Raw genomic sequence first — 23,044 nt, 5'->3', positions numbered from 1 at the left:
TCCCCCTTTTGATGAATTAATAGGACACATACACGTCTGTCAGTAATTCCGCTTGATCCGGATAAGGGCTTTTTTCGCTGAATTCAACCGCTTCGTTGATCTCTTCAGTGACAGCTGCCTCAATCTGGACCAGCTCCGCCTCGGTCAGCATTTGCTTTGTCAGCAATTCGGCCCTGAAAGCGGAGATCGCGTCTTTTTCCTCTTGATGCTCGATTTTTTCTTCATTTGTTTTGTAGCGCTGGGCATCGCCCTCAAAATGGCCGTAATTCCGGTATGTCATGCACTCGATTAAAGTCGGCCCTTCGCCGTTTTTCGCCCGTTTCACAGCTTCTTCCGCGGCCTGATAGACGGCCATCACGTCTTTTCCATCCACTTGTATTCCCGGTATCCCGTAGCCTGCCGCACGGTCTGCGATCGATTTGCAGCTCGATGCATAGGAAAACGGCGTCGCTTCTCCATAACCGTTATTTTCGGCAATGAATATGACAGGCAGCTTCCAGATGGCCGCGAGATTGATTCCTTCGTGAAAAGTCCCCTGGTTATTTGCGCCGTCGCCAAAAAAGCAAACGCTTACATTTTTTGTCTTTTTATATTTCGCTGTAAGAGCCGACCCGCAGGCCAATGGAAAACCGCCGCCGACAATCCCGTTTGCTCCGAGCATTCCTTTATCAAAATCGGCGATGTGCATCGAGCCTCCCTTGCCTTTACAAAGACCTGTGGCTTTGCCGTAGATCTCGGCCATCATTCCTTTGAGGTCACACCCTTTGGCGATGCAATGTCCATGACCGCGATGTGTGCTGGTAATGCTGTCTTTATCGTTCAAATGGGCGCAGACCCCGACCGCAACCGCTTCCTCCCCCGCATAAAGGTGGACGAATCCCGGCAAAATCCCCTGGGCGAACAGTTCATGCACCTTGTCTTCAAATTGGCGGATTTCAAGCATCTTTTTGTACATCCATACTGCTTTTTCCTTCGTCAATACTGCTTCCATTTCACAAAACCTCCTCATCTTTTTTCATCTCGCTTTTTATTAAGCAAAAATCGTGCCAACGTTAAACAGCTGATCTGGCGGCTGATCAATCTGGACAGCGCGTCAAAAATAGAGACAAAATGAGACGCGTGTCTCGTTTTGTCTACGAATGATTTGCCAGAAAATCTTTTTCACCGTTAGAATGGGGGATGAGGAGGTCGATGTTATGAAAAAAGCGTTCGTTTTTTTAATTGACGGATTTGAAGAAATCGAAGCCATTGCAACGATTGATATCTTACGGAGGGCTGAGGTGGATACCGTTACCATCTCCCTTGATCCGGCCCTCAGGGTTAAAGGCGGACACGGCATCGTCATTGAAGCTGACCAAATGTATGAAGACACTGATTTTCAAGAAGCGGACATGCTGATTCTGCCCGGAGGGAACGTGGGAAGCAAAAAAATGCTTGAGCATGCCGGCTTGCATGAGACATTAAAAGAAGCCGCGGCGGCCGGCACATACATTGCCGCAATTTGCGCCGCCACGATGACGCTCGGGAAAGCAGGGCTTGTCAACGGCAAGAAAGCGACCTGCTATCCAGGCGTTGAGAAAGAACTGACTGGAGCGGATATCATCACAGATGAAAATGTCGTGACAGACGGTCGTATCATTACGTCCCGCGGCCCTGCGACGACGATTCCGTTTGCCTTACAGCTGGCCGAATTATTAAACGGCAAGGAAAAAGCCGATGAAGTCGCCAAAGGAATGCTTGTCTATTAAAAAACACCGGCTTTTCCGCCGGTGTCTTTTCTATTTGCTAAACAAGCGCTGAACGCTGATAAAATCTTTGGATATGCATGGAAATGTAGCATAATTCTTTTTCCGGGAAATCAAACCCATACTCTTTCTTGACGAATTCTCCGATTTCCCGCGCGCACAAAAAGGCTTGCCTGAATTTCTTTTTAATCAGCTCTATCATATCCGCATCCAATTCATAAAAGGTTTCCCCCGCTTCTATATGCTGAATCGCAAAGCGGAGATGAGTCACAAGCCTCTCATATGAAATCGTTTCGTCTTTGATCGTAATGTTCAGCCTGTTCTCAATGATGGCGATGATATCCCTGATCATCGTCGTGAGATCGAGCGTTTTTGTCATATCCCCGGCGTTTGTTTTGGCGGTATGAATATGTAAAGCGATATTTGCAACTTCATCCTCGGGAATGTCGATATGGAGCCTCTCTTTGATCAGCGCTTTTGCCCAGCGGCCGATTTGAAACTCTTTTGTATAAAGGACTTTGACTTCATCAAGCAGCGGATTTTTAATGACCATTCCTTTGCTGAGACGTTCGATTGCAAAAGACAGATGGTCTGAAAAAGCCACATGGATCCGCTCGTTGATTTTAATTCCCAGCTCTTTTTCCGCATGAGAGATGATCTCCTCGGCAAGCTGAATATGATCTTCCGGAAGCGTTTTTAAAATTTTCTCAAATTGACGGTACTCTGTTGAATCCTTCATGACAAATATTTTTTCGATCTTTGACCTGTCAACAATATCATTTTTCTTTTTCTGAAATGCGATGCCGGAACCTAAAACAATTTTTTCTTCATCATGGTCTTTCACGACCAGCGCGTTATTATTTAGAATTTTCTTGATTTTCATAGCTGCCTTCCTTTCATCCTGTTTTGATGAATGAAAACGGAATTACTCTTCTTTTTCCTCTTTCAAGCCAAGACACAGCGTTGCAATAAACGCAGAAACCACCGCAATTGCAAAACCGATCAGGTAATGAATCAAATTGGCGGTCCCAAGCGGCAGAATGATCGAAATCATTGGAATGCCGCTCAGCCCGTACGAATTGGCTGCGACATTCATGAAGGTCACATATGCACCGCCAAGCGCGCCGCCGATCGATGCTCCGATAAAGGGATTTAGTCGTTTCAGGTTGACGCCGAACATGACGGGTTCGACGATCCCCAGAAAGGCGGTGAGCGAAGCGGGAATTGCAATCTTTTTTACATTTGCATTTTTCGTTTTTAAAAATACGGCCAACCCCGCGCCGCCCTGGGCAACGTTGGCCATCGACCAAATCGGCAGCAAAAAATTGACGCCGTATTCCGGATCTGCCAAGAGAGACGCTTCAATCACATAAAAGCTGTGATGCAGGCCCGACAACACGATCAATGAGTAAAGCCCGCCAAATAAAAATCCGGCTGCTGCACCCGCATATTGGTAAACAAAGCCGAGGCTTTCGCTCATCAAATGGCCGATGAACAGAGAAACAGGACCCATCATAAAAATTGCGGCAAAACCGGTAATCATCACAGTAATAAATGGAATGACGAGCAAATCCAAAGAACTGGGAACGACTTTTTTCAGCACCTTCTCAATTTTGCTCATGATATAGACGGACAACAGAATCGGAATGACCGTCCCCTGATACCCGATTAATGGCACCTGAAACCCGAAAACATCTATTGTTGACGGCGTTTTGCTGCCAAGCAATGACGGATCGAGCAAATCCGGATGAGTGAGAATCCCGCCGATGACAGCCCCTAAAAACGGGTTTGCCCCAAATTGTTTAGCCGCGCTGAATCCGAGCAGCACAGGCAAAATAATAAACGCTGAGCTTGAAAACATATCGAGCATTTTCATGACAGGTCCGTTGATGGCGCCCCCGCTGAATTCCTTGAGCACCCCGATAAGCCCCATGAGCAGCCCGCTTGCGACCATTGCCGGAATGATCGGAACAAAAATATCAGACAATGTTTTTGCAAATCTCGTAAAATAATTCATCGCAGATTGAGATTCGGGCTGCATTCCTTCTTCCAAAGGGGCGGAAGCGCATAAATGAAGCATTTCTTTATAAATTTTGTGAACGACGCCCGCCCCGAAAATGATTTGAAATAAACCATATCTGAAAAAAGTCCCCTGTACAGACTCCATCTTTTCAATGGCAGCAATATCTATTTTCGCTTCATCCCTGACATTGAAGCGCAGTCTTGTCGTACAATGGCTGATGTTCATGACATTTTCGCTGCCTCCAATGTGAGACAAAAGTTTTCTTGCTATTTCTTCATGCTGCACAGCGGCATACCCTCCTTCAATTTTTCTATCCTATCAAATGAGCCGCTTCCAATCAAAATGAAAAATGTGTCATTTCGTTTCAAAGCCTCTTTGAAGCACATTGGTTAACAAGGTCAATAGACCGTAATACCCTTTCCGAAACAAAAAAAGACCTAAAAATATGCGAAAGAAGCCGGCCGATAGGCGCAAAAAAGCACACTAAGGGCATGGGGGTCCTTTAGCACATTTTAGGTCTTGCCTGCTTTACCAGTAACAATCCTGCCGCTATTCGTTTCTTAATACGATTCTATTCTGTTCAGCCAATGACATCAATAGTACAATTAACCCATATGTTTTAAGACTTTTCAAACAAAAAAGAGAAGGCCTGCTTTTCCTTCTCTTTCATCATGATGGCGCTAACTTCTTACGCCCGTTTTCACAACCTTACATACACTGCCGCCGTCCGTTAAAGACGTTTTTCCAATTTCCCTGCTGGATAAAGCCAGGGGAATTGGAAATTGAACAAGTGTCCGGATCATTTGCCATTAGCTAAGTTCTTTTTGCTTTGTTTCCGCTCCTAAAAAGAAAACGGCTGCAACAGCTGCTAAAACCGCCAGGCAAAAAATGAGGAAAATGATTGACAGCGATGTTCCCTGACTGACGAGAGAGCCGACAAGAAGCGGCCCAAAAATTCCGCCGATACGGCCGAACGCCGCCGCCATTCCCGCACCGGTGCCCCTGATCTCCGTCGGGTACTGCTCCGGTGTATAGGCGTAAAGCGCTCCCCATGCGCCAAGATTGAAAAATGATAAAAACATGCCTGCCGCAAGCAGGAGAGCAAGCGACTCAGCCGTTCCGAAAAAGTAGGCGCTGACGGCGGTGCCAAGCAGATAGACAATCAGCACCATTTTCCTCCCGGCTTTTTCGATCAGCCAGGCGGCCGTGAAATAGCCGGGCAGCTGGGCAAGCGTCATGATCAGGACGTATTCAAAGCTTTTAATCATGCTGAACCCTTTCATGACCATTACGCTTGGAAGCCATAAAAACATGCCGTAATAGGAAAAAACAACGCAAAACCAGACGATCCACAGCATCGCCGTTGGACGGGCGAACCGGCCGGACCAGACGTTTTTTATATTATCGAACATAGACGGTTTCCGTTTTTGATCAAGCGTTTCATATTTTGGCGAGTCCGGCAGGGCCAGGCGCAAATACAGTGCGTAAAACGCCGGAAGCGCAGTAATGAGCAAGGCGATCTGCCAGCCGTAATTTGGAATGATAAAATACGAAATAAGTGCTGCGGCTAACCAGCCAAATGCCCAGAAGCTTTCAAGCAAAACAACGACTCTTCCCCTCCGCTCCGGCGGAACGGTTTCCGATACAAGCGTGGATGCGACCGGCAGCTCTCCGCCCAATCCCATCCCGACAAAAAAGCGCAAAATCAAAAAGGCTGTTAATGTCGTTGTCAAAGCGGATAAACCGCTGCCGACCGAGAAAAATAGCAGGGTGATGATAAAAACATATTTCCGCCCGACGCGATCAGCCATAAGGCCGAATAAAAAAGCCCCGACAGCCATGCCGATCGAGTTGATGCTGCCAATCCAGCTCATCTCCTCCGGCGTCAATTTCCATTCCACGTGTAAAGCGGTGATAATAAACGACAATATGCCGACGTCCATCGCATCAAAAAGCCAGCCGAGCCCGGCGATGCCGAGCAGCTTCCGCTCTGAAACCGGATGGTTCTTCTTCATACTCACTCACAACACCTCTTTTGTCTTAGCAGTTTTACATGAGTATAAGTTTACACCTGTCTTTACACATTTGTCACGAGGAATTTGCGGCTGCCACATATAATGGAGCCGTTGTTAATGTTGATGAAACTTTTCTTTATGATGATCCCATTTCGGCATGAACCCGTTCTTTTTATTGTTTTCATAGCGCCTTTCGATATGGGATTTGATTTCTTTCCCTCTCTCTTGATCGATAATCCCGTACTCCACATACTTGTTAATGAGCTGTTTTTTCTTTTCCATAATATCCTTTTGCATTGATGCCAGTTTCTGTTTTTGCTCCTCAGTCAGATTGTCATAAACGCGTGTCTCTCCATGCGCCGCAGAAAGTGAAACAGCGAAAAACAGCGGCATGATCATGAGCAGGCAGACTCCTAATTTACGCATAACGCAACACCCTTCCTTCATATGTATTCATTCTATTTTTTTCTATTTGATGCAGATTATGCGCGCCTTTCGCTAAAAACAAAAACCGCTATGATGAAAATAGCGGTTTTCATTGATGACTTTGTGGTCGAGCGTTATCGGCTGGTCTTTATCCCTCTACAGGTAATAAACACATCCGCTTTTGCAAACTCCCGAATCAATAACCGATATTTATTGATTCTCTTCTTCAACATCTTTCAGATTGGTCTCGGTGTTTTTTTCAAAAGAGGTGCTGTATTTTACATAACCTGTATCCTTTGATGTCTTCGAACATATTGGCGTTGATGCTCGTATTCATGGTCATATCTTTCAACAGTTTTGACATAAAAACATAGACGGGAAGCTGAATATTCTTATAAACTTCCTTAAATTTCATCATGCTTCTTGCTCAGGCTTTACACCGTCAGTGCCGCGCTACAGAAATTTTTCCAAAAAAAGAGACAAAATGAATCATTCATTTTGTCTCAAGTTCCCTTCCGGCAGCGGCAGCCTGCTTCAGCGCCTGAAGCATATAGCCGATTCCCCTGTACCCTTCCAATGGATAGATGATCCGCCGGCCATCGCCAAACACGCTTCTCAGAACGGGACGGTACTTTTTTCCGCCGAGCATGACGATTTCGTCATATTGCATAAGACTTTTTTGTTCGGCTTGGGCTTTCAGCTCGTCAAACGCCATCATCTCCGGATGGTGCATCCCAAAGGTGACATCATAGTTCTCCGGTACGATATCATCCGGCATGAGAAAACCGTGTTTGGCGGAGAGGATCACCCAATCCGCAAAAAAGGTCTGCGCATAATTGCGGCAGGCTTGATGGAACGGGCTGAGATAGACGTCTCGTGCGGCAGACGGGCCTCTTTCCGGTTGGATATCCCAGATTTTTTTCTTGCCGCAGGGGATGAGGCAGAGTCTTTTCATCATTGGTTCCTCCTTGGAATAAGCTAAAAAACGCCTTCAAAAAGGCGTTTTTTTATTTCAGTTTAAGCGATACGACCGATTCGACATGCGCTGTCTGCGGAAACATATCAACAGGCTGAATATATTCGACTTTATAATCCTTTGCCATGTACTGCAAATCCTTCGCAAGCGTCGATGGATTGCATGATACGTATACGAACCGCTTCGGCTTGACTTTTCTGATCGTGTCAAGGAACGTCCGGTCGCAGCCTGTTCTCGGCGGGTCGACGATGACGACGTCCGGCCGGAAGCCTTCTTTCGTCCATTTTGGCAGCCAGTGTTCGGCAGTGCCTGTGACATATTGGGCGTTTTCGATGCCGTGTTTTTTGGCATTTTTGTTGGCATCTTCGATCGATTCTTTAATCACGTCCATCCCGCGGATTTCTCCTGCGCCGTCAGCGATCCACATCCCGATCGTGCCGACTCCGCAGTAGGCGTCGACGACTTTTTCAGTGCCCGTCAGTTTGGCGGCTTTTTTGACTTCATCATAAAGCTTGACGGTCTGAACCGGATTAAGCTGAAAAAAAGCGCGGGCGCTCAGCTCAAATGAAACGTCTCCGAGAAATTCCTGGATGACCATGTTGCCAGCCAGCAGCCTTGTATCCTCGCCGAAGATGACGGATGTTTTCGCTTTATTGACATTTTGGACGACGGATGTCACCTCTGGGAGGCGCTTTTTGATTTCTTCTGTGATCAGCTCTTTGCGGGGGAGTTCGTTTTTTGCCGTGACAAGCACAACCTGCACTTCTCCCGTTTCAAAGCCGACTCTTGTGACGATCGTCCGGACGTCGCCGGTCCTTTTCCGTTCATCATAGACCGAGATGCCGAAGTCTTCGAGAATCTGCTTGACGGTCTGCGTCGTTTTATTGGTGGCCGGGTGCTGGACGATGCACTCGGTAATCGGAACGAGGCGGTGCGAGTCAAGACCGAACAAGCCGGCAACCATTTTTCCGTTTTTCGTCCGCCCGAGCTGAAATGAACTCTTATTCCGATAATGCCACGGATTGTCCATCCCGATTGTCGGTCTGATCTCCATTTTGCCGATGTCAAAGCGGGTGTGGCGTTCAAGCGACTGGATGACGATATCCCGCTTTTCCTTCAACTGCTGGTCATACGCCAAGTGCTGAAGCTGGCAGCCCCCGCACTGTTCATAGATGATGCAGGGCGGTTTGACGCGGTGTTCCGAGCGTTTGCGCACTTTTTTGACCCGGCCTTCGGAAAATTTCGGATGAACCTTTGTCGCCTCGACGACGACTTCCTCGCCAGGCAGGGCGCCGGGGACGAATACGACCTTTTTCTTAAAATAGCCCACGCCTTCGCCGTTGATGCCGAGGCGTTTGATCGTCAGCGGAAATTGCTGCCCGACTTTTAATTCTGCTGATGATCCTTTGCTTTCTCGTTTCAATCATGTTCTCTCCATTTCTATTCAATGCTCCGCCATAAATACAAGGAAGCATAGCTTAAATAAGGCTGCCATTCCCTGCTCATTTCAAGCATTTCTTCTTTTGTCGGTTTATCTTTTAAGCCAAAATGGCGTTTGATGGCATTTTGGATGCCGATATCGGCCATTGGAAAAAGGTTGGGGCGGCCGAGCCCGAAGAGCAGGACGTTTTGTACGGTCCAAGGGCCGATGCCTCTGATTTTCACCAGCTTTTCCATGATGTCTTCATCAGTGAGCGATCCAAGCTCATCAAGCTTTAGTCCGCCTTCTGCGATCATTCTTGACGTATCGATCACATATTCGGACTTTCTCATGCTGAACTGAAGCGCGCGCAGATCGGCGTAATCGAGCCCGGCAATCGTTTCCGGAAGCGGATAAAACCAGACGCCGTCTTTTTGCTCGCCAAATGCATGTACGAAGCGCTCTGTCAGCGTGTAGGCGAACGACAGGTTCAGCTGCTGGTGGATGATGCATTTCATCAGGCAATGATACAAATGAAAATCAAGCACCAGCGGCGTACCCGCATGCTCTTCAAAAAGCTGCGACAGATTCGTTTTTGAGAAATGATCCAAAACAGGCTGAAGGCTTTCTTTCCACTGAAAAATCCGTTTCACTTCATCCATCATTGCTGATTGATCATCTGTACCGCTGACCAGAAATTCCGGAGCGTCCGCCGTTCCGATTGCCCGCACCGTAACAATGCCCGGCTTTTTCGCTTGATTGCGAAGCGGCAGCCTGACTTCCCGTTTTTCAAGGCTGACTGCATTGAGCGGATCAAGCGAAAGCCTCTCCAAAACGCGATCAAAATGATACGGCGGTGATATGCTTACGATTTCCTTCCACATGGCTCCCCATCCCTTTTCGTCTTTGTCCACAGTATACCATGTTTGCTTTTCACTTATAAAATGAGCGAATTTTATTTTTACACTGAATGATTCCAGCGGCCCGGCAGCATGCTATGATGAAGGTGGAGGGTTGCCAATGTTGAAACATATCGCGATTACAAAAGATGGACGATTATTATCAGACATTTCTTCTGAAAGGCTCAAAGATCAAGATATTGAGTGGTATTGGACCGATTTTAATCAGCCCCCGGAGGAAGAAGCTTTATTACTAAAAAGCCATTTTCACTTTCACCCGCTGTCGATTGAGGACTGCTTCCATCATTTGCAGCGTCCCAAGCTTGACCAATATGAACAATACCTTTTTTTCGTGATCCATGCTTTAAATCAAAAAACTCTTGCCTCTGAAGAAGTCGATTTATTCGTCGGAAAAGATTTCATTGTGACATTTCACCTGCATCAGTCACCGGGCATTGCAAAGGTAAGAAAACAGTTTTTAGAAAACAAGGATCTGTGGAAAAAAGGACCGAACCATATCGCTTATATGGTCATGGATCAGCTTGTCGACGAATACTTTCCAATCCTGTATCAAATAGAAGACCGGCTGAATGAAATCGCCGAAAGCGACAACAGAAAAACGTATGGAACATTGATGAATGAAGTATTTGATATCAGGGGCGATCTTCTGAAACTGAGAAGGACGATCATTCCGATGCGTGATTTGCTGTACCGGATCTTAAATATTGAACATTTAAAAGAAAACCGCGAACGAAAAGCCTATTACAGCGACATTTATGACCATCTTCTCAAACTGACCGAAATTGTCGAAAACAACCGCGACATGACCGCTGATTTAAGGGACAGCTACCAGACGCTGAACTCCAATCGGATGAACGCCATCATGATGACGCTGACGATTGTATCAACGATTTTCATTCCGCTGACATTTATTGCCGGGGTATACGGCATGAACTTTGATAACATGCCTGAACTTCATTGGCGCTACGGGTATTTTTACGTTCTCGGAGTCATGGCCGCCGTTGTCGCCGGTATGGTCATCTGGTTTCGCCACAAAGGATGGTTTGACATTTTTAAGTAAAACAGGAAACCTTTTATGTTCTCCCTCGACTATTTCTATAGATAAGGAGGGAAAACATGAAGTTTCACAACGGATCGGCCGGAATCGGCCTGATGGTTTTCGGCTTATTGCTCTCTGTCAATACACACATGCAAATCCCGGCAGGAGAAGCGGTTGTTCAAGCTTTCGGAGGAGACGCAAGGACTTCTTCCGGACTCCATGTCATCGCGCTGATCGGGCTTCTTTTCATTATGGCCGGATTTGTGATGGCTTGGCTCTATTACAGAAAGATAGCTTGGATCCGTTTTAAGCTCTTTCTGTTTATGATGGGATTTGCGGCGCTTTTTCCGCTTGTCACAGAGCAGTCGATGTTTTTATTGAAATGGAATGCATCAGGAGCTGAGGCGATAGAGTACATCGCAAGAGAAAGTTCATGCAGCTATGATGGAGATGAAGAAGAAGGAAATATGGACTGCACGGTCAAGGTGAACAATTACGGAACAAACACAGAGCTTGTCTCGCTTTCACCCGGAATGATCGATGAATTTGAATATAAAGCGAAGACGCTGAAAGCACCTCCCCATTCACAACAAACATATGAGATCACATTCAAGGCTCAGGGACATGATGATGTTTCAATGTCAGGGTCCTTTGATGAACCTGAGTTTCAAATTGAGGTTTTAAATTAAGCATCTTTTTCGAAGTGCTTTAGATTTAAAACCGTTTAGCAGCCGTTTTTCCTATTTTAAACAATAAGGGGATCAAACTTAACAATATGGCACTCACAATAAGCGTTGATAAAAGCAGCTCTTTTATGGTAATCGATCGTTCCTGAAAAAAACGATACAGAATGAAACTATTGATCGGAATATTTAATAAAACGCCAGTTAAAACCCCTGGTGCATATGTTTTTAATATGATGCTGGCAAGCAGATGGGGAAAGATCGCGTTCAGAACCATTGCACCGAGGAAGCCTATTAAAATATATTTAGCCAGGATGGCATCTGGAAAAAATAAGTAGAAGAAAGCCGTAAGATAAGCCAAAGAGGTGATGCAGACCACCGCAAAATAAAATTCATTTTTCCCAGCCGGCTTCTGAAATTTTCCGGCTTGTTTTAACCATGCCGGCAGCCATAACACTTCTTCCAGATTGTGTAATGTGATAGAAAATAAAAATAAGATAACGAGCACTTCCATCAGTATGCTCCCCTCGATAGATTTCTTAAACGTCCAGCATGCCCGTGATATATTTCCTGTTCTGCAGTTATGGAGAAAAGCCGCTCCCTTTTTTCAGGAAACAGCTTTTCCATCTTAATCGTGATAAGATTCGGCAATCGCATTGGCGGCAATGATGGCGTTGTAAACGTCGTCAGGTGTGACAGGGAATGGCATGTTGCCCATTGTGTCTCCTTCCGCACAGGCTGCTTCTGCGACTTGACGCCATTCTTCTTCGACAAATTCCTCGACGCCAAGATCTTTCAATGTTAATGGAAGGCCGACGCCTTTAATGAAGTTGATGACGGTTTCCAGTTCTTCTGTCGGCACGTTTTCAAGAACAAGCTGCGCCAAAAGGCCAAACGTTACTTTTTCGCCGTGCTGCGCTCTGTGAAGAGCAGGTACGGCCGTCATGCCGTTGTGGATCGCATGAGCTGCGGCAAGTCCGCCTGATTCAGCGCCAACGCCGCTCAAATAGATCGTCGCTTCAATGGTGTCTTCAACAGCACGCGTTGAAATTCCGTGTTTGACGGCCTCCATCGCTTTTACACCGTTTTCCAAAAGCGTGTCATAGCAAAGGCGGGCAAGTCCCAGGCCTGTTGTTGACGGCTTCATCAGCACAAGGTTGTCCCCATTTGACCGATAGCATGCTCTCGCTTCAAAGTATGTCGCCAGCGCGTCTCCGATTCCGGCTGCGAAAAAGCGCGGCGGCGCTGAGGATAAAATATCTGAATCTGCCAGAACGACATCAGGGTTTGTAGGCAAAAATAAATAGCGGTCAAATGCTCCGCTATGTTTATAGATGACGGCAAGCGCCGTACAAGGAGCATCTGTTGAAGCGATGGTCGGGAAAATGACAACCGGCAGCTTTTCATAATATGCTGTCGCCTTTGCCGTATCTAGCGTTTTTCCGCCTCCAATTCCAACGATGATGTTCGCGCCTGCTTCGCGTGCAAGCTCCCTGTTTCGGTCGATTTCTTCTTGCGTACATTCATAATTAAATTTTTCAAAAACGGCTTGATTGCCCGCTTTTTGAATTGAATCCCCGGCTTCTTTTTGAGCCCGTTCCATAATGAACTCGTCGCAAATGATGTAAGCCTTGTCGCCATAATCGTGAATGTAATCATTCAAATGCTCAAGCAATCGTTTCCCTATTATAAATTTTTTTGGTGATGTAACTGATTTTACTGAATTTGACATGGTGCCATTCCTCCTTCAATTAAATAATAAACCTATTTCTTCTGTAAATCTAGTAATATATGTATATAAATTGGTTTTTTATTCTATAGAATTGACTAGAGAAAATAAAAGTGCCTGCAGCATCATTTTTAAGACAAAATAAAAACCTCCGGGATATGCCGGAGGTTTTTCTGCTTAAAGGGGCTTTAGCATCATATATTTTTCAAACATGAGATCGTCAAGGCTTTTGAATGTGTAGCCTTCCTTTTTCAAATCGGTAATTGCTTTCTCAAGCGCATCTGCATTGTCTTTTGACACAGTATGAAGCAGATAGATGGCGCCTGGATGCGCTTGTCTTAACATGTTGTTATAAGCATATTTCCAGCCTTTTTGGGCATCGATTTTCCAGTCGACAAAGGCCACTGACCAAAAAACGGTTTGATAGCCGAGCTTTTTCGTTTCGGCTAACACCCGCTCGCTGAAAACGCCGCGCGGCGGGCGCAAATACAGGTTGTTCTTTTTGCCCGTGATTTTAAAAACTTCCTCATCGACAGATTCCAATTCCTCTTTAATGACACGGCTCGTTTTCGTCGTCAGATCCGGATGGTGAAACGAATGGTTGCCGATGATATGCCCTTCATCAGCCATCCGTTTGATCAGCTCCGGTTTGTCTTTGACAAAATGGCCCGTCACAAAAAAGGCCGCCTTAACGTTTTGTTTTTTCAAGACATCGAGCACCTTCGGGGTATAACCATTTTCATAGCCGTTATCAAAGGTTAGATAGATCGTCTTTTCTTTTGTGTTGCCCAAATAGATGGCGTCATACTGCTTTAAAAGCTCATTGAGCTCTTTTCCCGCGTCAACGGGCTGATGGTTTTTGCTTTTCGCGAATCCCCAATGAAGTGACTTGTTGGATATCGCCATCGCATTGTCCGCAAAAGCCAGCATCAGAAGAAATCCGCAGCATATGGCACAGATTCGTTTCATGATCTTCGCTCCCAGCTTCATTTTTCCTTATTGTGCAAAAGAGCTTAGCCTTTCATACCAAGCAACACTTGGAAAACAGCAAAAAACCGCGGCTTACAAGCGCTGCGGTTCTACTTCCAGTCTTTTTTAAATCGTTCGTATTTGGCTTCCAGATCGTCAAGCATGCCGATCAGCCTGTCAATATCTTCAATGTCCGTCGATTCCGGGTCTAAAGAGTCGATCACGGACATAAACATATCCAATCTGTTTTTTAAATAAATGACTTGCTGTTCTTTATCAGTTACTGCGTTACCCATGCTTCTCCTCCTTTTGTTCCTTAATGGTAGCCCATCACCCGTTTTTTTTCAATGATCCGTCACTTGCGAAGCATCCGGATGAGGTCTAAAATGAATAGTTGGGCTATGATTAGTATGTCCTATCGATAAAGGAGTTAGATATATCATGACACAAAAAATGAAGGTCCGTCCGATCACACCTGAGTTTGATCCTTGGGAAGCGTATATGGACGTTGACCAGTATGGCGATATACAGCTGACGAACGTTGAATTTACGACGACGACTCTTTGCAATATGCGCTGTGAGCATTGCGCCGTCGGATATACGCTTCAGCCGAAGGATCCGAACGCACTGCCGCTCAGCCTCCTTTTAAAACGGCTTGATGAAATTCCCCGGCTCCGCTCTTTAAGCATTACCGGCGGAGAGCCGATGCTTTCGTTAAAATCGGTAAAGGAATATGTCGTTCCTTTGTTAAAATATGCGCATGAGCGCGGCGTCAGGACGCAGATCAATTCAAACCTGACGCTTGATATCGGCCGCTATGAGATGATCATCCCCTATCTGGATGTGCTCCACATCTCCCACAACTGGGGAACAGTCGAGGATTTTGCCGAAATCGGCTTTGCAATGATGGATAAAAAACCAACATTTGCACAGCGCGCCCGTTATTTCGAGAAAATGATCGAAAACAGCCGGATGCTTGTTGAGGAAGGAGTCATGGTGTCCGCCGAGACGATGCTGAATAAACGGACGCTCCCTCATATTGAGCATATTCACCGTCAGATTGTCGAAGAAATGAAATGTCAGCGCCATGAAGTGCACCCGATGTATCCGAGCGATTTTGCGAGCGCCCTTGAATCACTGAGCTTAAAGCAGATGAGGGAAGCGATTCACCGGCTTCTCGATATTCGCGATGAGGATACGTGGATGCTGTTTGGCACCCTGCCGTTTTATGCATGCAGCCCAGATCCCGAGGACCGCGCTCTCTTGCAACGGCTGTGGGAAGCCAAAAATGTCACCGTCAGAAATGACCCTGACGGACGCTCGCGCCTGAATGTCAATATTTTTGACGGCAATATCATTGTGACGGATTTCGGCGATACCCCGCCGCTCGGCAACATTCAAACTGACAGCCTGGCAGACGCCTACAGCAGGTGGAGACAAACCGAGCTCGCGCAGGAGCTGAACTGCCACTGCCCAAATGTCAGATGCCTCGGTCCGAATGTACTCGTGAAAAACAGCTACTACCAAAATGTTGATTTTTCTTCCCGGAAGGCGAGAATATAAAGAAAAAATAAGCAAGCCGTAAAGGCTTGCTTATTTTTATTTCGGCTGATGGCTCAGCTGAAAGCTGAACGTCAGGTGATCCTGTACAGGAATCCAAGCTCCGATTCCCTGAGAAGTGATATTTTTGACGACAAGCTTTCTCTTGTTGCCTCTCAGAACAAGGTACACTTCCCCGTAGGTGACTTTTCCTTTTTCATTGACAGCCGGGGCGTAAGCATTGAGATAACCGAGCTTTTTCGGTGAGACTTTGTAGACTTGATCGCGTTTTGTGCCGGCTCCGACAACAGTTTCAAATGCAAGCGGCAGCTTTGTTTTTTCCATGGCCTTGAGCATCATCATATTTTTCACATCGTCGGACTTCGGCACTTTAGCCGTTAGACCGCCTTTGATTTTACTTGTCCGCTCCTGTGAATATGTGATTTCGGCAGGCGCTTTTCCGCCTCTGTTGTCAAAGCGGTTTGTATTGATTTTGCGGTATTCCCAGTTTGCAACAGTTTCATTTGATGTGTATCCCAGCGCCCATCTTCCCAAGTAAATCGTTGCTCTGTATCCAATGGCAGTCGGCGTTCCGGAAATGCTTGTTTCGTTCAGCATTTTGATAAGGTGCGGATTTTCGATTGCCGTATCGGATGTTTTGAGAAGTTCTTCAGCCAACTCGCTCGGCTGCAATCTCGGCTGATCCTGTGAAGCGTTTGGATATGTGTTTTCTTTGGAAATATTGGTGACAGAGCTTGGAATCTTGATCGGTTTAGCTGCATCAGCTTCCTGTACAGCGAAAAAACTAAAGGATAAAAACGCAATCAGCGTAAAACACAAAAGCTTTTTCATACTATCACTCTTTCTGTTCCTTTTTCTTTAGTGTTTTCCGTAACAGACGCCTTTATCCACATTTTTTTAAAGAAGAAAAAAACCGATTCCCATGATGATATACGCCGCCAATAATGTCGCCCCTTCAAACCAGTTGGTGTCACCGTCATTGGAAATGACGATCATCAAAAGTACGGCAGAGCCCATCGCAACTAGCTCAGGCAATGTAAAGACAAGCGGCATGCCCGTTTCAAAAAACAAGGAACAGATTACAAGCACCGGCGCGACGAACATCGCGATCTGCAAGGTCGACCCGATTGCGATTTCCACCGCGACATCCATCTTGTCTTTATAAGCCATGATAACCGCTGATGCATGTTCTGCAGCATTCCCGACGATCGCGACAATGATGACGCCGATAAAAAGCTCGGACCAGCCGAACTGCTTGGCTACAGAATCAAATGTATGAACGAGGTTTTCGGAAATATAGGCGACGGCAACCGTTGCCAAAAACAAAATCAGAGTGGCGCGCTTTCCTGACCATTCCGGTTCTTCGTTCTCGTTTTCCGCCGTGTTTTTGTTGGTTTGGTATACGCCTCTATGGCTTACAAGCTTAAAATAAAGCGCGGCCATGTATAGCAGAATCATGATGATGCTGATCCCTATGCTCATCGACAATTTTTCCGGCTCTGCCATTTCGATTGTGAACACTTCCGGAATCACAAAAGCGACGATGACCGCAAACATTAACAGACCTGAATTATGCCTTGCATCGTAAACATTAAATTCCTGCCGCTTATATTTGAGGCCGCCGATGAAAAACGACAGACCGGCTACAAGCAGGAGGTTGCCGAGAACAGAGCCGGTGAGGGAAGCGAGCACGATCCCGACCAGCCCTTCTCTTAATGCGAATATGGAAATGATCAGCTCAACGGCATTGCCGAATGTGGCGTTTAATAGCCCGCCGATCCTCGGGCCGGCAATAATCGCCAGGCTCTCCGTCGCTCTTCCCATATAGCTGGCAAGCGCGATAATGGTTAGACAGTAAATGATGAACAGAAGCGTTGACGGCCAATGCAAAAGGGTTCCGATAATTGAAAGCGGAACGCCCGCAGCCATTACCAAAAAGAAAATACGGCCCATTTTTGATTCCTCTTTTCTTTGCATGTTGTTGTAGATTATTTTTACACGAACCTTTCACTTTATATACGGGCATACTGTTCTATTCCGCATTGGCGCATGCTTTTAAACCTTTCTGTTTATGAGTGAATGATGTCAAATGTTTTCTTCATGTCGATACTGTTTTCGACGGATTTTGCCATTGCACAGTTTTTCATTGCCGCTTGAAGCGCCTTTTCGATGGTTTCAGGTCTTAGGCCTTTCCCTTTTAAAATAAAATGGAAATGAATGCTTTTGATGCGGTTCGCTTCTTCCGGTAGACGTTCTTCTTTGGCCTTGATGGTCAAATCCTCCAGATGCAGCCGCTTTTTCTCCAAAATGCGGCGAAAGACCGCGCCGCTGCATGCCGCTATCGAAGCGATCATGAGCTGGCAAGGCCTGAATCCCGTGTTTTCGCCGGTTGAAATATCGAGACGGCCGTAGTCAAAGTCTGCGAAAAAACCGGATTGGTTTGATTTGATTTCCATGGTTTTCACCTCTTTCACATTGTAGCGACAAAAAAACCGACTTGCCTAAAAACTTCCTAAAGTTGTACGATCAAAGTAGGATGTGATAAGGAGAATGGGCGATGACACGATTTCACTTTTTCATACTTGTTTTGATTGTCAGTATATCAGGCTTTTCCCAAGGGATGCTGCTGCCGGTCATCTCTGTTATTTTCGAACAGGAGGGGCATTCCGCGGCATTGAACGGGCTTCATGCCACAGGCCTTTATATCGGCGTTTTGCTCGCTTCCCCGTTTATGGAAGCCCCGCTTAGAAGGCTTGGCTTTAAACCGCTGATCGTGATCGGCGGAATCATGGTGGGCGTAAGCTTGTTCAGCTTCACATTGATACAGTCTTATATTGTATGGTTCTTTTTGCGTCTGTTGATCGGAATCGGTGACCATATGCTCCACTTTTCAACACAGACATGGGTTACCACCCTTTCATCTGAAAAAAACCGCGGCCGCAATATTTCCTTATACGGGCTTTCTTTCGGGCTGGGGTTTGCGGCAGGTCCGTTTTTAACCCCGCTGGTAGAAATTTCGCCGTCTCTGCCGTTTATCGTCTCGGGCGTGTTCAGCTTGATGGCGTGGCTGTTTATTTTTTTCCTGAAAAATGATTTTCCTGAAAAAAGCACCTCTGACACCAGAGGCGACAATAGTCTCAAGCGATTTTTCCAGGCTTTTTTGCTGGGGTGGATCGCCTTTTTGCCGACATTCGGCTACGGGTTTTTGGAAACAGCACTGAATGGGAACTTCCCGGTGTATGCGCTCAGATCGGGAATTTCTGTTGAAGGGGTATCGATCATTTTGCCCGCCTTCGCCATCGGCAGCATTGTCTTTCAATATCCGCTCGGGATCTTGAGCGATAAATTCGGCAGAAGAAACGTCCTGCTCGTGATTTTGGCTATCGGTGCAGGCTGCTTTTTTGCGGCGGGCCTTTCCGATTCTGTTCCGCTTGTGGCCGCCTGTTTTTTTGCGGCGGGCATGGCCGTCGGTTCCACTTTTTCCCTCGGAATCAGCTTTATGGCCGATCTGCTTCCAAAGCCTCTGCTTCCGGCCGGAAACTTGATGTGCGGCATTACCTTCAGCTTTGGAAGCATTTTCGGCCCCATCGCCGGCGGCTGGTATATGCAGACATTTGAAAACGGGAATCTGTTTTATTTGATTACCCTGGTGATGGCTTTGATTTGGTTGGGCGTGCTGTTGGGAAAATCGAAAAACATGAAAGCCTCCGCCGGTCAATCAGAGGCGGAATCGCTTTAAGAAAGGCCGTCTGCTATACATGCAGACGGCCTTTTTATGCCCTTAATGGTATCCGTTTTGTCCGTTGGCGCTTCCGCTCGTTTTATTCTTTGAGCTTTGCTTTGAATTTTGCTTATTATGGCTTCCGCCTTTTTTCGTATGCTTCGTCATGATGATCCCTCCGCTTTTGAACTTTTAAACGTTCCTTCTTAGGTTGCTCGTTTTGACGGATTTTCATCAGGAATGATTTTACGTTTATGTAAGAGAGCGTTGATTTCGCCCCCTAAAATAATCATCATTCCGCTCAAATAAAACCAGATCATCAAGACGATGATGCCGCCGAGGCTTCCGTAGGTCGCGCTGTAGTTCGCAAACTCACTGACATAGTAGGAGAACAGGACGCTGACAATAATCCAGCCGGCGGTTGCCGCAATCGCGCCGGGAAGCACGAATCGAAAGGACAGCCGCTTGTTCGGCGCGAAAAAATACAAAGCCGTAAATACGATCAGCAAAACGACCGGACTGATTCCCCACCGCAAAGCGGACCAAGCCGTGAGAAACATGTCGGGAGTGCCGTCCAGATTGGCGATAAAATGGCCGATGGCTCTGCCGAATACCGGAAGAAGCAGGGCGACTAAAATGGTGAACACCATCGCTGCCGTAAGGAGAAGCGATGTCAGACGAATCATAATAAAAGAGCGGTTTTCCTTTACTTCATATGCATGGTTAAACGCCCTGACGATCGCGTTGACTCCGTTTGAAGCAGACCAGAGCGCCGCGATGATACCAAAGGAGAGGAGTCCCCTGTTTCCGGTTTTCAGCGTCTCTTCGATCACCGACATTGTGTCTTCGGGAGCGTACTGCTCGATCAGCCCGATGACATCCCCTGTTTTGACAGGCAGATAGCCGATAAGGGTAAGCAAAAAAATCATGAAGGGAAACAGAGACAAAAGAAAAAAATAAGCCAATTCGGCCGATTTGCTCGGCCCTTCATGCAGGAGAAAACGCCATACCAGCTCTTTTAAAAAGCTCACCACTAGATTCACTCCAAACGATTGTCAGTTTTTTTGGAGAAATGCTCCCTCGTTTCCTCGATCAATTCAATCACCTTTGGGGTGGTTTCTTTCAATTCTTTGATTTGCTGATTTAAAAAATTCAAGTCATCTGACAAAGATGCGGAGAGCTTTTTGGCTTCTTCCATTTTTTCTTTGACGCAGCCGGTCAATAGACCTGGATTGCTTCGGTAAAGCTTGATTTTGTTTTTGCAGGCCGACAATTTTGCACCGCACGCTTCCCTGGTCGGTTTGTGCAGCAATGACAGAGCAGCCCCGACCGAGGCGCCGAGAAGGATGTTTCTAAGGACAACACGTTCACCTTTCATCACAAGATCTCTCCCTTTTGTTTTTTATAAATGGTTCTCTCTTCTGATGTCGTTTAGCAATTGGCGGCAGCCCTCTTCCACAAGCTCGTACACTTCTTCAAAATTTCCGGTGTAATAAGGATCAGGAACGTCTTCCGTTTGGCAGTCATCAACATAATCAAGAAGCCTCCTGATCACGGGCTTTTGGCTGAATCCGGCCAGACTTCGCACATTCCCGGCATTTTCCGCATCCATCGCAACGATGTAATCAAACTCCTCCAAATCGTTTTTTGTGACCTGTCTGGCGAACAGCCCTTCACAGCTGATGTTTTTTTCCGCCAGCAAGGCGCGTGTGCCTTCATGCGGCGGTTTGCCGATATGCCAGTTTCCGGTGCCCGCCGAATCGGCTGCAATCCGGTCGTCAAGTCCGCTTTTTTTGAGCATATCGTTAAATACCGCCTCCGCCATCGGCGATCGGCAGATATTGCCGAGACATACGAATAACACTTTAATCATTTCTTTCACGGCCTCCTCTATTCTTTGCCCTCTTTTTCCGAAGAAAAAACGTATTTGATTTTATACTAAAGATTTTTCTTTTTTTTTCAACTTTCGGAAGAAAATCTGACCGCCCTATTGACAAATCTGACAAACTTTCAGAATATTCTAGTTAGACACAAAATTAAGGGGGATTTTTCACCTATGAATTTTATTTCAAATGTCGTAGATACAATGAACGGTTTTTTATGGGGCCCTCCGCTTTTGATCCTCATCGTTGGAACGGGGATTTACTTAACAGTCAGACTGGCTTTTCTGCAGGTCAGACTTTTGCCTTATTCTTTAAAGCTCGCTTTTTCAAAACATCAGGATAAATCCTCTGAAGGCGATATTTCTCATTTTCAGGCACTAATGACTGCGCTGGCCGCTACCGTTGGAACGGGAAATATCGTTGGTGTCGCTTCGGCCGTCGCCGCCGGCGGACCCGGCGCCGTCTTTTGGATGTGGCTGGCCGCATTTTTCGGTATGGCGACGAAATATTCCGAAGCCGTTCTTGCCGTCAGATTCCGCATCAAAGACAAAAACGGCGAAATGGCAGGCGGTCCGATGTATTATTTGGAACACGGGCTGAAGCAAAGATGGCTTGGCGTATTATTTGCGGTATTCGGGGCCCTGGCGGCATTCGGAATAGGCAATATGGTTCAGGCCAATTCTGTTTCAGGCGTCATGAATTCAACGTTTTCCGTGCCGACTTGGGTAACAGGTGTGATTGCGACGGTCTTCACGGCGCTGGTAATCCTCGGCGGAATTAAAAGCATCGGGAAAGTCACCTCGGTCTTCGTACCGATCATGGCCTTATTTTATGTCATTTCAGGTCTCATCATTCTCATCGGAAACTTTGACCTTGTCCCCGGCGCCATCGGCTTGATTTTCTCAGACGCCTTTACCGGCCAGGCTGTGGCAGGGGGCGCGATCGGAACCGTCATTCGCTGGGGGGTCGCAAGGGGCGTATTTTCAAACGAAGCAGGCCTCGGTTCGGCTCCGATTGCAGCTGCCGCTGCGAAAACGGATATGCCGGCCCGCCAGGCGCTTGTGTCTATGACCCAGGTTTTCATTGATACGCTGGTTGTCTGCTCGATCACGGGTATCACGATCGTCATGGGAAACATGTACTCATCAGAAAAAAATGATGCTCTGACATCGATGACCTTTGCGCATTTTCTCGGGCCGGCCGGGTCATCAATTGTCGCTATCGGCTTGGCTTTGTTCGCCTATTCAACGATATTGGGATGGTCTTATTACGGAGAAAAATGCTTTACCTACCTCTTAGATGCAAAATACGCGATTTTCTACCGGGTGATCTTCGTCATCGCCGTATTTTTCGGGGCGATTTTCAAAGATGATCTCGTATGGGCGCTTGCCGATATGCTGAATGGCTTGATGGCGATTCCGAACTTAATCGGACTGCTCGGCTTAACCGGCATCGTCATCTATGAATCCAAACAAATCCTGGCGAAAATCAAAGCGGAAAAACAAGAGAAGCAAAACAGCCTTTCCGTCTGATGCGGGGGCATGCATGCCACAAAGGTTCTTTTCTTCTCCGGCATTTCTGTTACAATAGAGACTACGAAATCCGAGGGAAAGGAAGTGCCTGATGTCTGATCAAAAAACAGCCGAGCTGAACAAAATGATCGAAGAGATCTCACAAAAGTTAAACATGCTCAACATCGGTATCATCAAAGCAGAGGACTTCAGCAACGAAAAGCTTGATGATCTTCAATATCTGCATCAAATGGTCATGAAAAAGAAATCTTTCAGTCCGAGCGAGATGCAGGCAATCGCCGCGGAGTTGGCTTTGCTGCGAAAATAGAACCGTATGGACGAGAAAAAGACCGGAATGGATTCCGGTCTTTTAGATTGTTGACAAAATCCTAAAACGGTTTTCAGTTTTAGAATTTTGTCATTC

Annotated in this window: 25 protein-coding genes; 7 read left to right on the top strand and 18 right to left on the bottom strand. The window is 46.5% G+C overall.

Annotated features, from left to right (window positions below; all coding sequences use genetic code 11):
• Positions 1-16: 16 nt before the first annotated feature.
• The gene (locus tag BTR1S_RS20255; protein ID WP_006639895.1) at positions 17-991 is read right to left on the bottom strand and encodes a thiamine pyrophosphate-dependent dehydrogenase E1 component subunit alpha; all 975 of its coding nucleotides are present in this window, start codon (positions 989-991) and stop codon (positions 17-19) included.
• 205 nt (positions 992-1,196) lie between these two features.
• Here BTR1S_RS20255 and BTR1S_RS20250 point away from each other — a divergent pair, with 205 nt between their 5' ends.
• Positions 1,197-1,748, top strand: coding sequence for a DJ-1 family glyoxalase III (locus BTR1S_RS20250; RefSeq protein ID WP_006639896.1), 552 nt, complete (start codon positions 1,197-1,199; stop codon positions 1,746-1,748).
• 37 nt (positions 1,749-1,785) lie between these two features.
• Here BTR1S_RS20250 and BTR1S_RS20245 read toward each other — a convergent pair whose 3' ends face one another.
• The 7 genes from BTR1S_RS20245 to BTR1S_RS20215 all read right to left on the bottom strand — a co-directional run bounded on the left by BTR1S_RS20245 (position 1,786) and on the right by BTR1S_RS20215 (position 9,489).
• Entirely contained in the window at positions 1,786-2,628 is an 843-nt protein-coding gene (locus BTR1S_RS20245; RefSeq protein ID WP_029419822.1) for a PRD domain-containing protein, read from the bottom strand.
• Between the two features lie 42 nt (positions 2,629-2,670).
• The gene (locus tag BTR1S_RS20240; protein ID WP_029419821.1) at positions 2,671-4,053 is read right to left on the bottom strand and encodes a sucrose-specific PTS transporter subunit IIBC; all 1,383 of its coding nucleotides are present in this window, start codon (positions 4,051-4,053) and stop codon (positions 2,671-2,673) included.
• A 524-nt stretch (positions 4,054-4,577) separates the two neighbouring features.
• Complete coding sequence (locus tag BTR1S_RS20235) at positions 4,578-5,783, bottom strand: MFS transporter (protein ID WP_029419820.1); 1,206 nt, start codon at positions 5,781-5,783, stop codon at positions 4,578-4,580.
• A gap of 114 nt (positions 5,784-5,897) precedes the next feature.
• The gene (locus BTR1S_RS20230) at positions 5,898-6,209 is read right to left on the bottom strand and encodes a YckD family protein (RefSeq protein ID WP_029419819.1); all 312 of its coding nucleotides are present in this window, start codon (positions 6,207-6,209) and stop codon (positions 5,898-5,900) included.
• A 493-nt stretch (positions 6,210-6,702) separates the two neighbouring features.
• Positions 6,703-7,164 (bottom strand): DUF6884 domain-containing protein, encoded by a 462-nt coding sequence (locus BTR1S_RS20225; RefSeq protein WP_006639901.1) that lies wholly within the window; start codon positions 7,162-7,164, stop codon positions 6,703-6,705.
• Positions 7,165-7,216: 52 nt separating this feature from the next.
• Positions 7,217-8,608: a 23S rRNA (uracil(1939)-C(5))-methyltransferase RlmD gene (gene rlmD, locus BTR1S_RS20220; RefSeq protein ID WP_006639902.1), complete on the bottom strand. Its 1,392-nt coding sequence runs from the start codon at positions 8,606-8,608 to the stop codon at positions 7,217-7,219.
• Between the two features lie 17 nt (positions 8,609-8,625).
• Complete coding sequence (locus tag BTR1S_RS20215) at positions 8,626-9,489, bottom strand: DNA-3-methyladenine glycosylase family protein (RefSeq protein ID WP_006639903.1); 864 nt, start codon at positions 9,487-9,489, stop codon at positions 8,626-8,628.
• Between the two features lie 136 nt (positions 9,490-9,625).
• On the opposite strand from BTR1S_RS20215, the gene corA reads away from it, so the two are divergent.
• A complete protein-coding gene (corA, locus tag BTR1S_RS20210; protein WP_006639904.1) occupies positions 9,626-10,585 on the top strand; it encodes a magnesium/cobalt transporter CorA in 960 nt (319 codons plus the stop codon).
• A 56-nt stretch (positions 10,586-10,641) separates the two neighbouring features.
• The gene (locus tag BTR1S_RS20205) at positions 10,642-11,253 is read left to right on the top strand and encodes a hypothetical protein (protein ID WP_029419818.1); all 612 of its coding nucleotides are present in this window, start codon (positions 10,642-10,644) and stop codon (positions 11,251-11,253) included.
• 25 nt (positions 11,254-11,278) lie between these two features.
• Here the strand turns inward: BTR1S_RS20205 and BTR1S_RS20200 are convergent, their stop codons facing one another.
• The 4 genes from BTR1S_RS20200 to BTR1S_RS20185 all read right to left on the bottom strand — a co-directional run bounded on the left by BTR1S_RS20200 (position 11,279) and on the right by BTR1S_RS20185 (position 14,241).
• Positions 11,279-11,761, bottom strand: a complete 483-nt coding sequence (locus BTR1S_RS20200) for an HXXEE domain-containing protein (RefSeq protein WP_006639906.1) — start codon at positions 11,759-11,761, stop codon at positions 11,279-11,281.
• A 114-nt stretch (positions 11,762-11,875) separates the two neighbouring features.
• A complete protein-coding gene (locus BTR1S_RS20195; RefSeq protein ID WP_006639907.1) occupies positions 11,876-12,979 on the bottom strand; it encodes a glycerol dehydrogenase in 1,104 nt (367 codons plus the stop codon).
• Positions 12,980-13,153: 174 nt separating this feature from the next.
• The gene (gene pdaA, locus BTR1S_RS20190) at positions 13,154-13,945 is read right to left on the bottom strand and encodes a delta-lactam-biosynthetic de-N-acetylase (RefSeq protein WP_029419817.1); all 792 of its coding nucleotides are present in this window, start codon (positions 13,943-13,945) and stop codon (positions 13,154-13,156) included.
• Between the two features lie 110 nt (positions 13,946-14,055).
• Positions 14,056-14,241 (bottom strand): SE1561 family protein, encoded by a 186-nt coding sequence (locus tag BTR1S_RS20185; protein ID WP_006639909.1) that lies wholly within the window; start codon positions 14,239-14,241, stop codon positions 14,056-14,058.
• 145 nt (positions 14,242-14,386) lie between these two features.
• Between BTR1S_RS20185 and yfkAB the strand changes: the two genes are divergently transcribed.
• A complete protein-coding gene (gene yfkAB, locus BTR1S_RS20180; protein ID WP_029419816.1) occupies positions 14,387-15,508 on the top strand; it encodes a radical SAM/CxCxxxxC motif protein YfkAB in 1,122 nt (373 codons plus the stop codon).
• 36 nt (positions 15,509-15,544) lie between these two features.
• Here yfkAB and BTR1S_RS20175 read toward each other — a convergent pair whose 3' ends face one another.
• The 3 genes from BTR1S_RS20175 to BTR1S_RS20165 all read right to left on the bottom strand — a co-directional run bounded on the left by BTR1S_RS20175 (position 15,545) and on the right by BTR1S_RS20165 (position 17,961).
• The gene (locus tag BTR1S_RS20175; RefSeq protein WP_006639911.1) at positions 15,545-16,336 is read right to left on the bottom strand and encodes a YfkD famly protein; all 792 of its coding nucleotides are present in this window, start codon (positions 16,334-16,336) and stop codon (positions 15,545-15,547) included.
• A gap of 66 nt (positions 16,337-16,402) precedes the next feature.
• Positions 16,403-17,482, bottom strand: coding sequence for a calcium/proton exchanger (cax, locus tag BTR1S_RS20170; RefSeq protein WP_081605420.1), 1,080 nt, complete (start codon positions 17,480-17,482; stop codon positions 16,403-16,405).
• Positions 17,483-17,574: 92 nt separating this feature from the next.
• Entirely contained in the window at positions 17,575-17,961 is a 387-nt protein-coding gene (locus BTR1S_RS20165) for an OsmC family protein (protein ID WP_006639913.1), read from the bottom strand.
• A 101-nt stretch (positions 17,962-18,062) separates the two neighbouring features.
• Here BTR1S_RS20165 and BTR1S_RS20160 point away from each other — a divergent pair, with 101 nt between their 5' ends.
• On the top strand, positions 18,063-19,244 hold the full coding sequence (locus BTR1S_RS20160; protein ID WP_006639914.1) for an MFS transporter: 1,182 nt from the start codon (positions 18,063-18,065) through the stop codon (positions 19,242-19,244).
• Between the two features lie 188 nt (positions 19,245-19,432).
• Here BTR1S_RS20160 and BTR1S_RS20155 read toward each other — a convergent pair whose 3' ends face one another.
• From BTR1S_RS20155 to BTR1S_RS20145, 3 genes are read right to left on the bottom strand one after another with little or no spacing between them, the layout of a single operon-like run.
• A complete protein-coding gene (locus BTR1S_RS20155) occupies positions 19,433-20,257 on the bottom strand; it encodes a YihY/virulence factor BrkB family protein (RefSeq protein WP_029419815.1) in 825 nt (274 codons plus the stop codon).
• Positions 20,258-20,265: 8 nt separating this feature from the next.
• The gene (locus BTR1S_RS20150) at positions 20,266-20,604 is read right to left on the bottom strand and encodes a hypothetical protein (RefSeq protein ID WP_006639917.1); all 339 of its coding nucleotides are present in this window, start codon (positions 20,602-20,604) and stop codon (positions 20,266-20,268) included.
• A 24-nt stretch (positions 20,605-20,628) separates the two neighbouring features.
• Complete coding sequence (locus BTR1S_RS20145) at positions 20,629-21,099, bottom strand: low molecular weight protein-tyrosine-phosphatase (protein ID WP_006639918.1); 471 nt, start codon at positions 21,097-21,099, stop codon at positions 20,629-20,631.
• Positions 21,100-21,282: 183 nt separating this feature from the next.
• On the opposite strand from BTR1S_RS20145, the gene BTR1S_RS20140 reads away from it, so the two are divergent.
• A complete protein-coding gene (locus tag BTR1S_RS20140; RefSeq protein WP_029419814.1) occupies positions 21,283-22,641 on the top strand; it encodes an alanine/glycine:cation symporter family protein in 1,359 nt (452 codons plus the stop codon).
• A gap of 91 nt (positions 22,642-22,732) precedes the next feature.
• Positions 22,733-22,948 carry a DUF1128 domain-containing protein gene (locus BTR1S_RS20135; protein ID WP_006639920.1) on the top strand — a complete coding sequence of 72 codons (216 nt, stop codon included), beginning with the start codon at positions 22,733-22,735 and terminating at the stop codon, positions 22,946-22,948.
• The last annotated feature ends 96 nt before the right edge of the window (positions 22,949-23,044 follow it).

Source organism: Bacillus sonorensis NBRC 101234 = KCTC 13918, from assembly GCF_001592005.1.
GTDB classification, from domain to species: domain Bacteria; phylum Bacillota; class Bacilli; order Bacillales; family Bacillaceae; genus Bacillus; species Bacillus sonorensis.
This window is presented reverse-complemented; position numbering and strand designations above follow the sequence as displayed.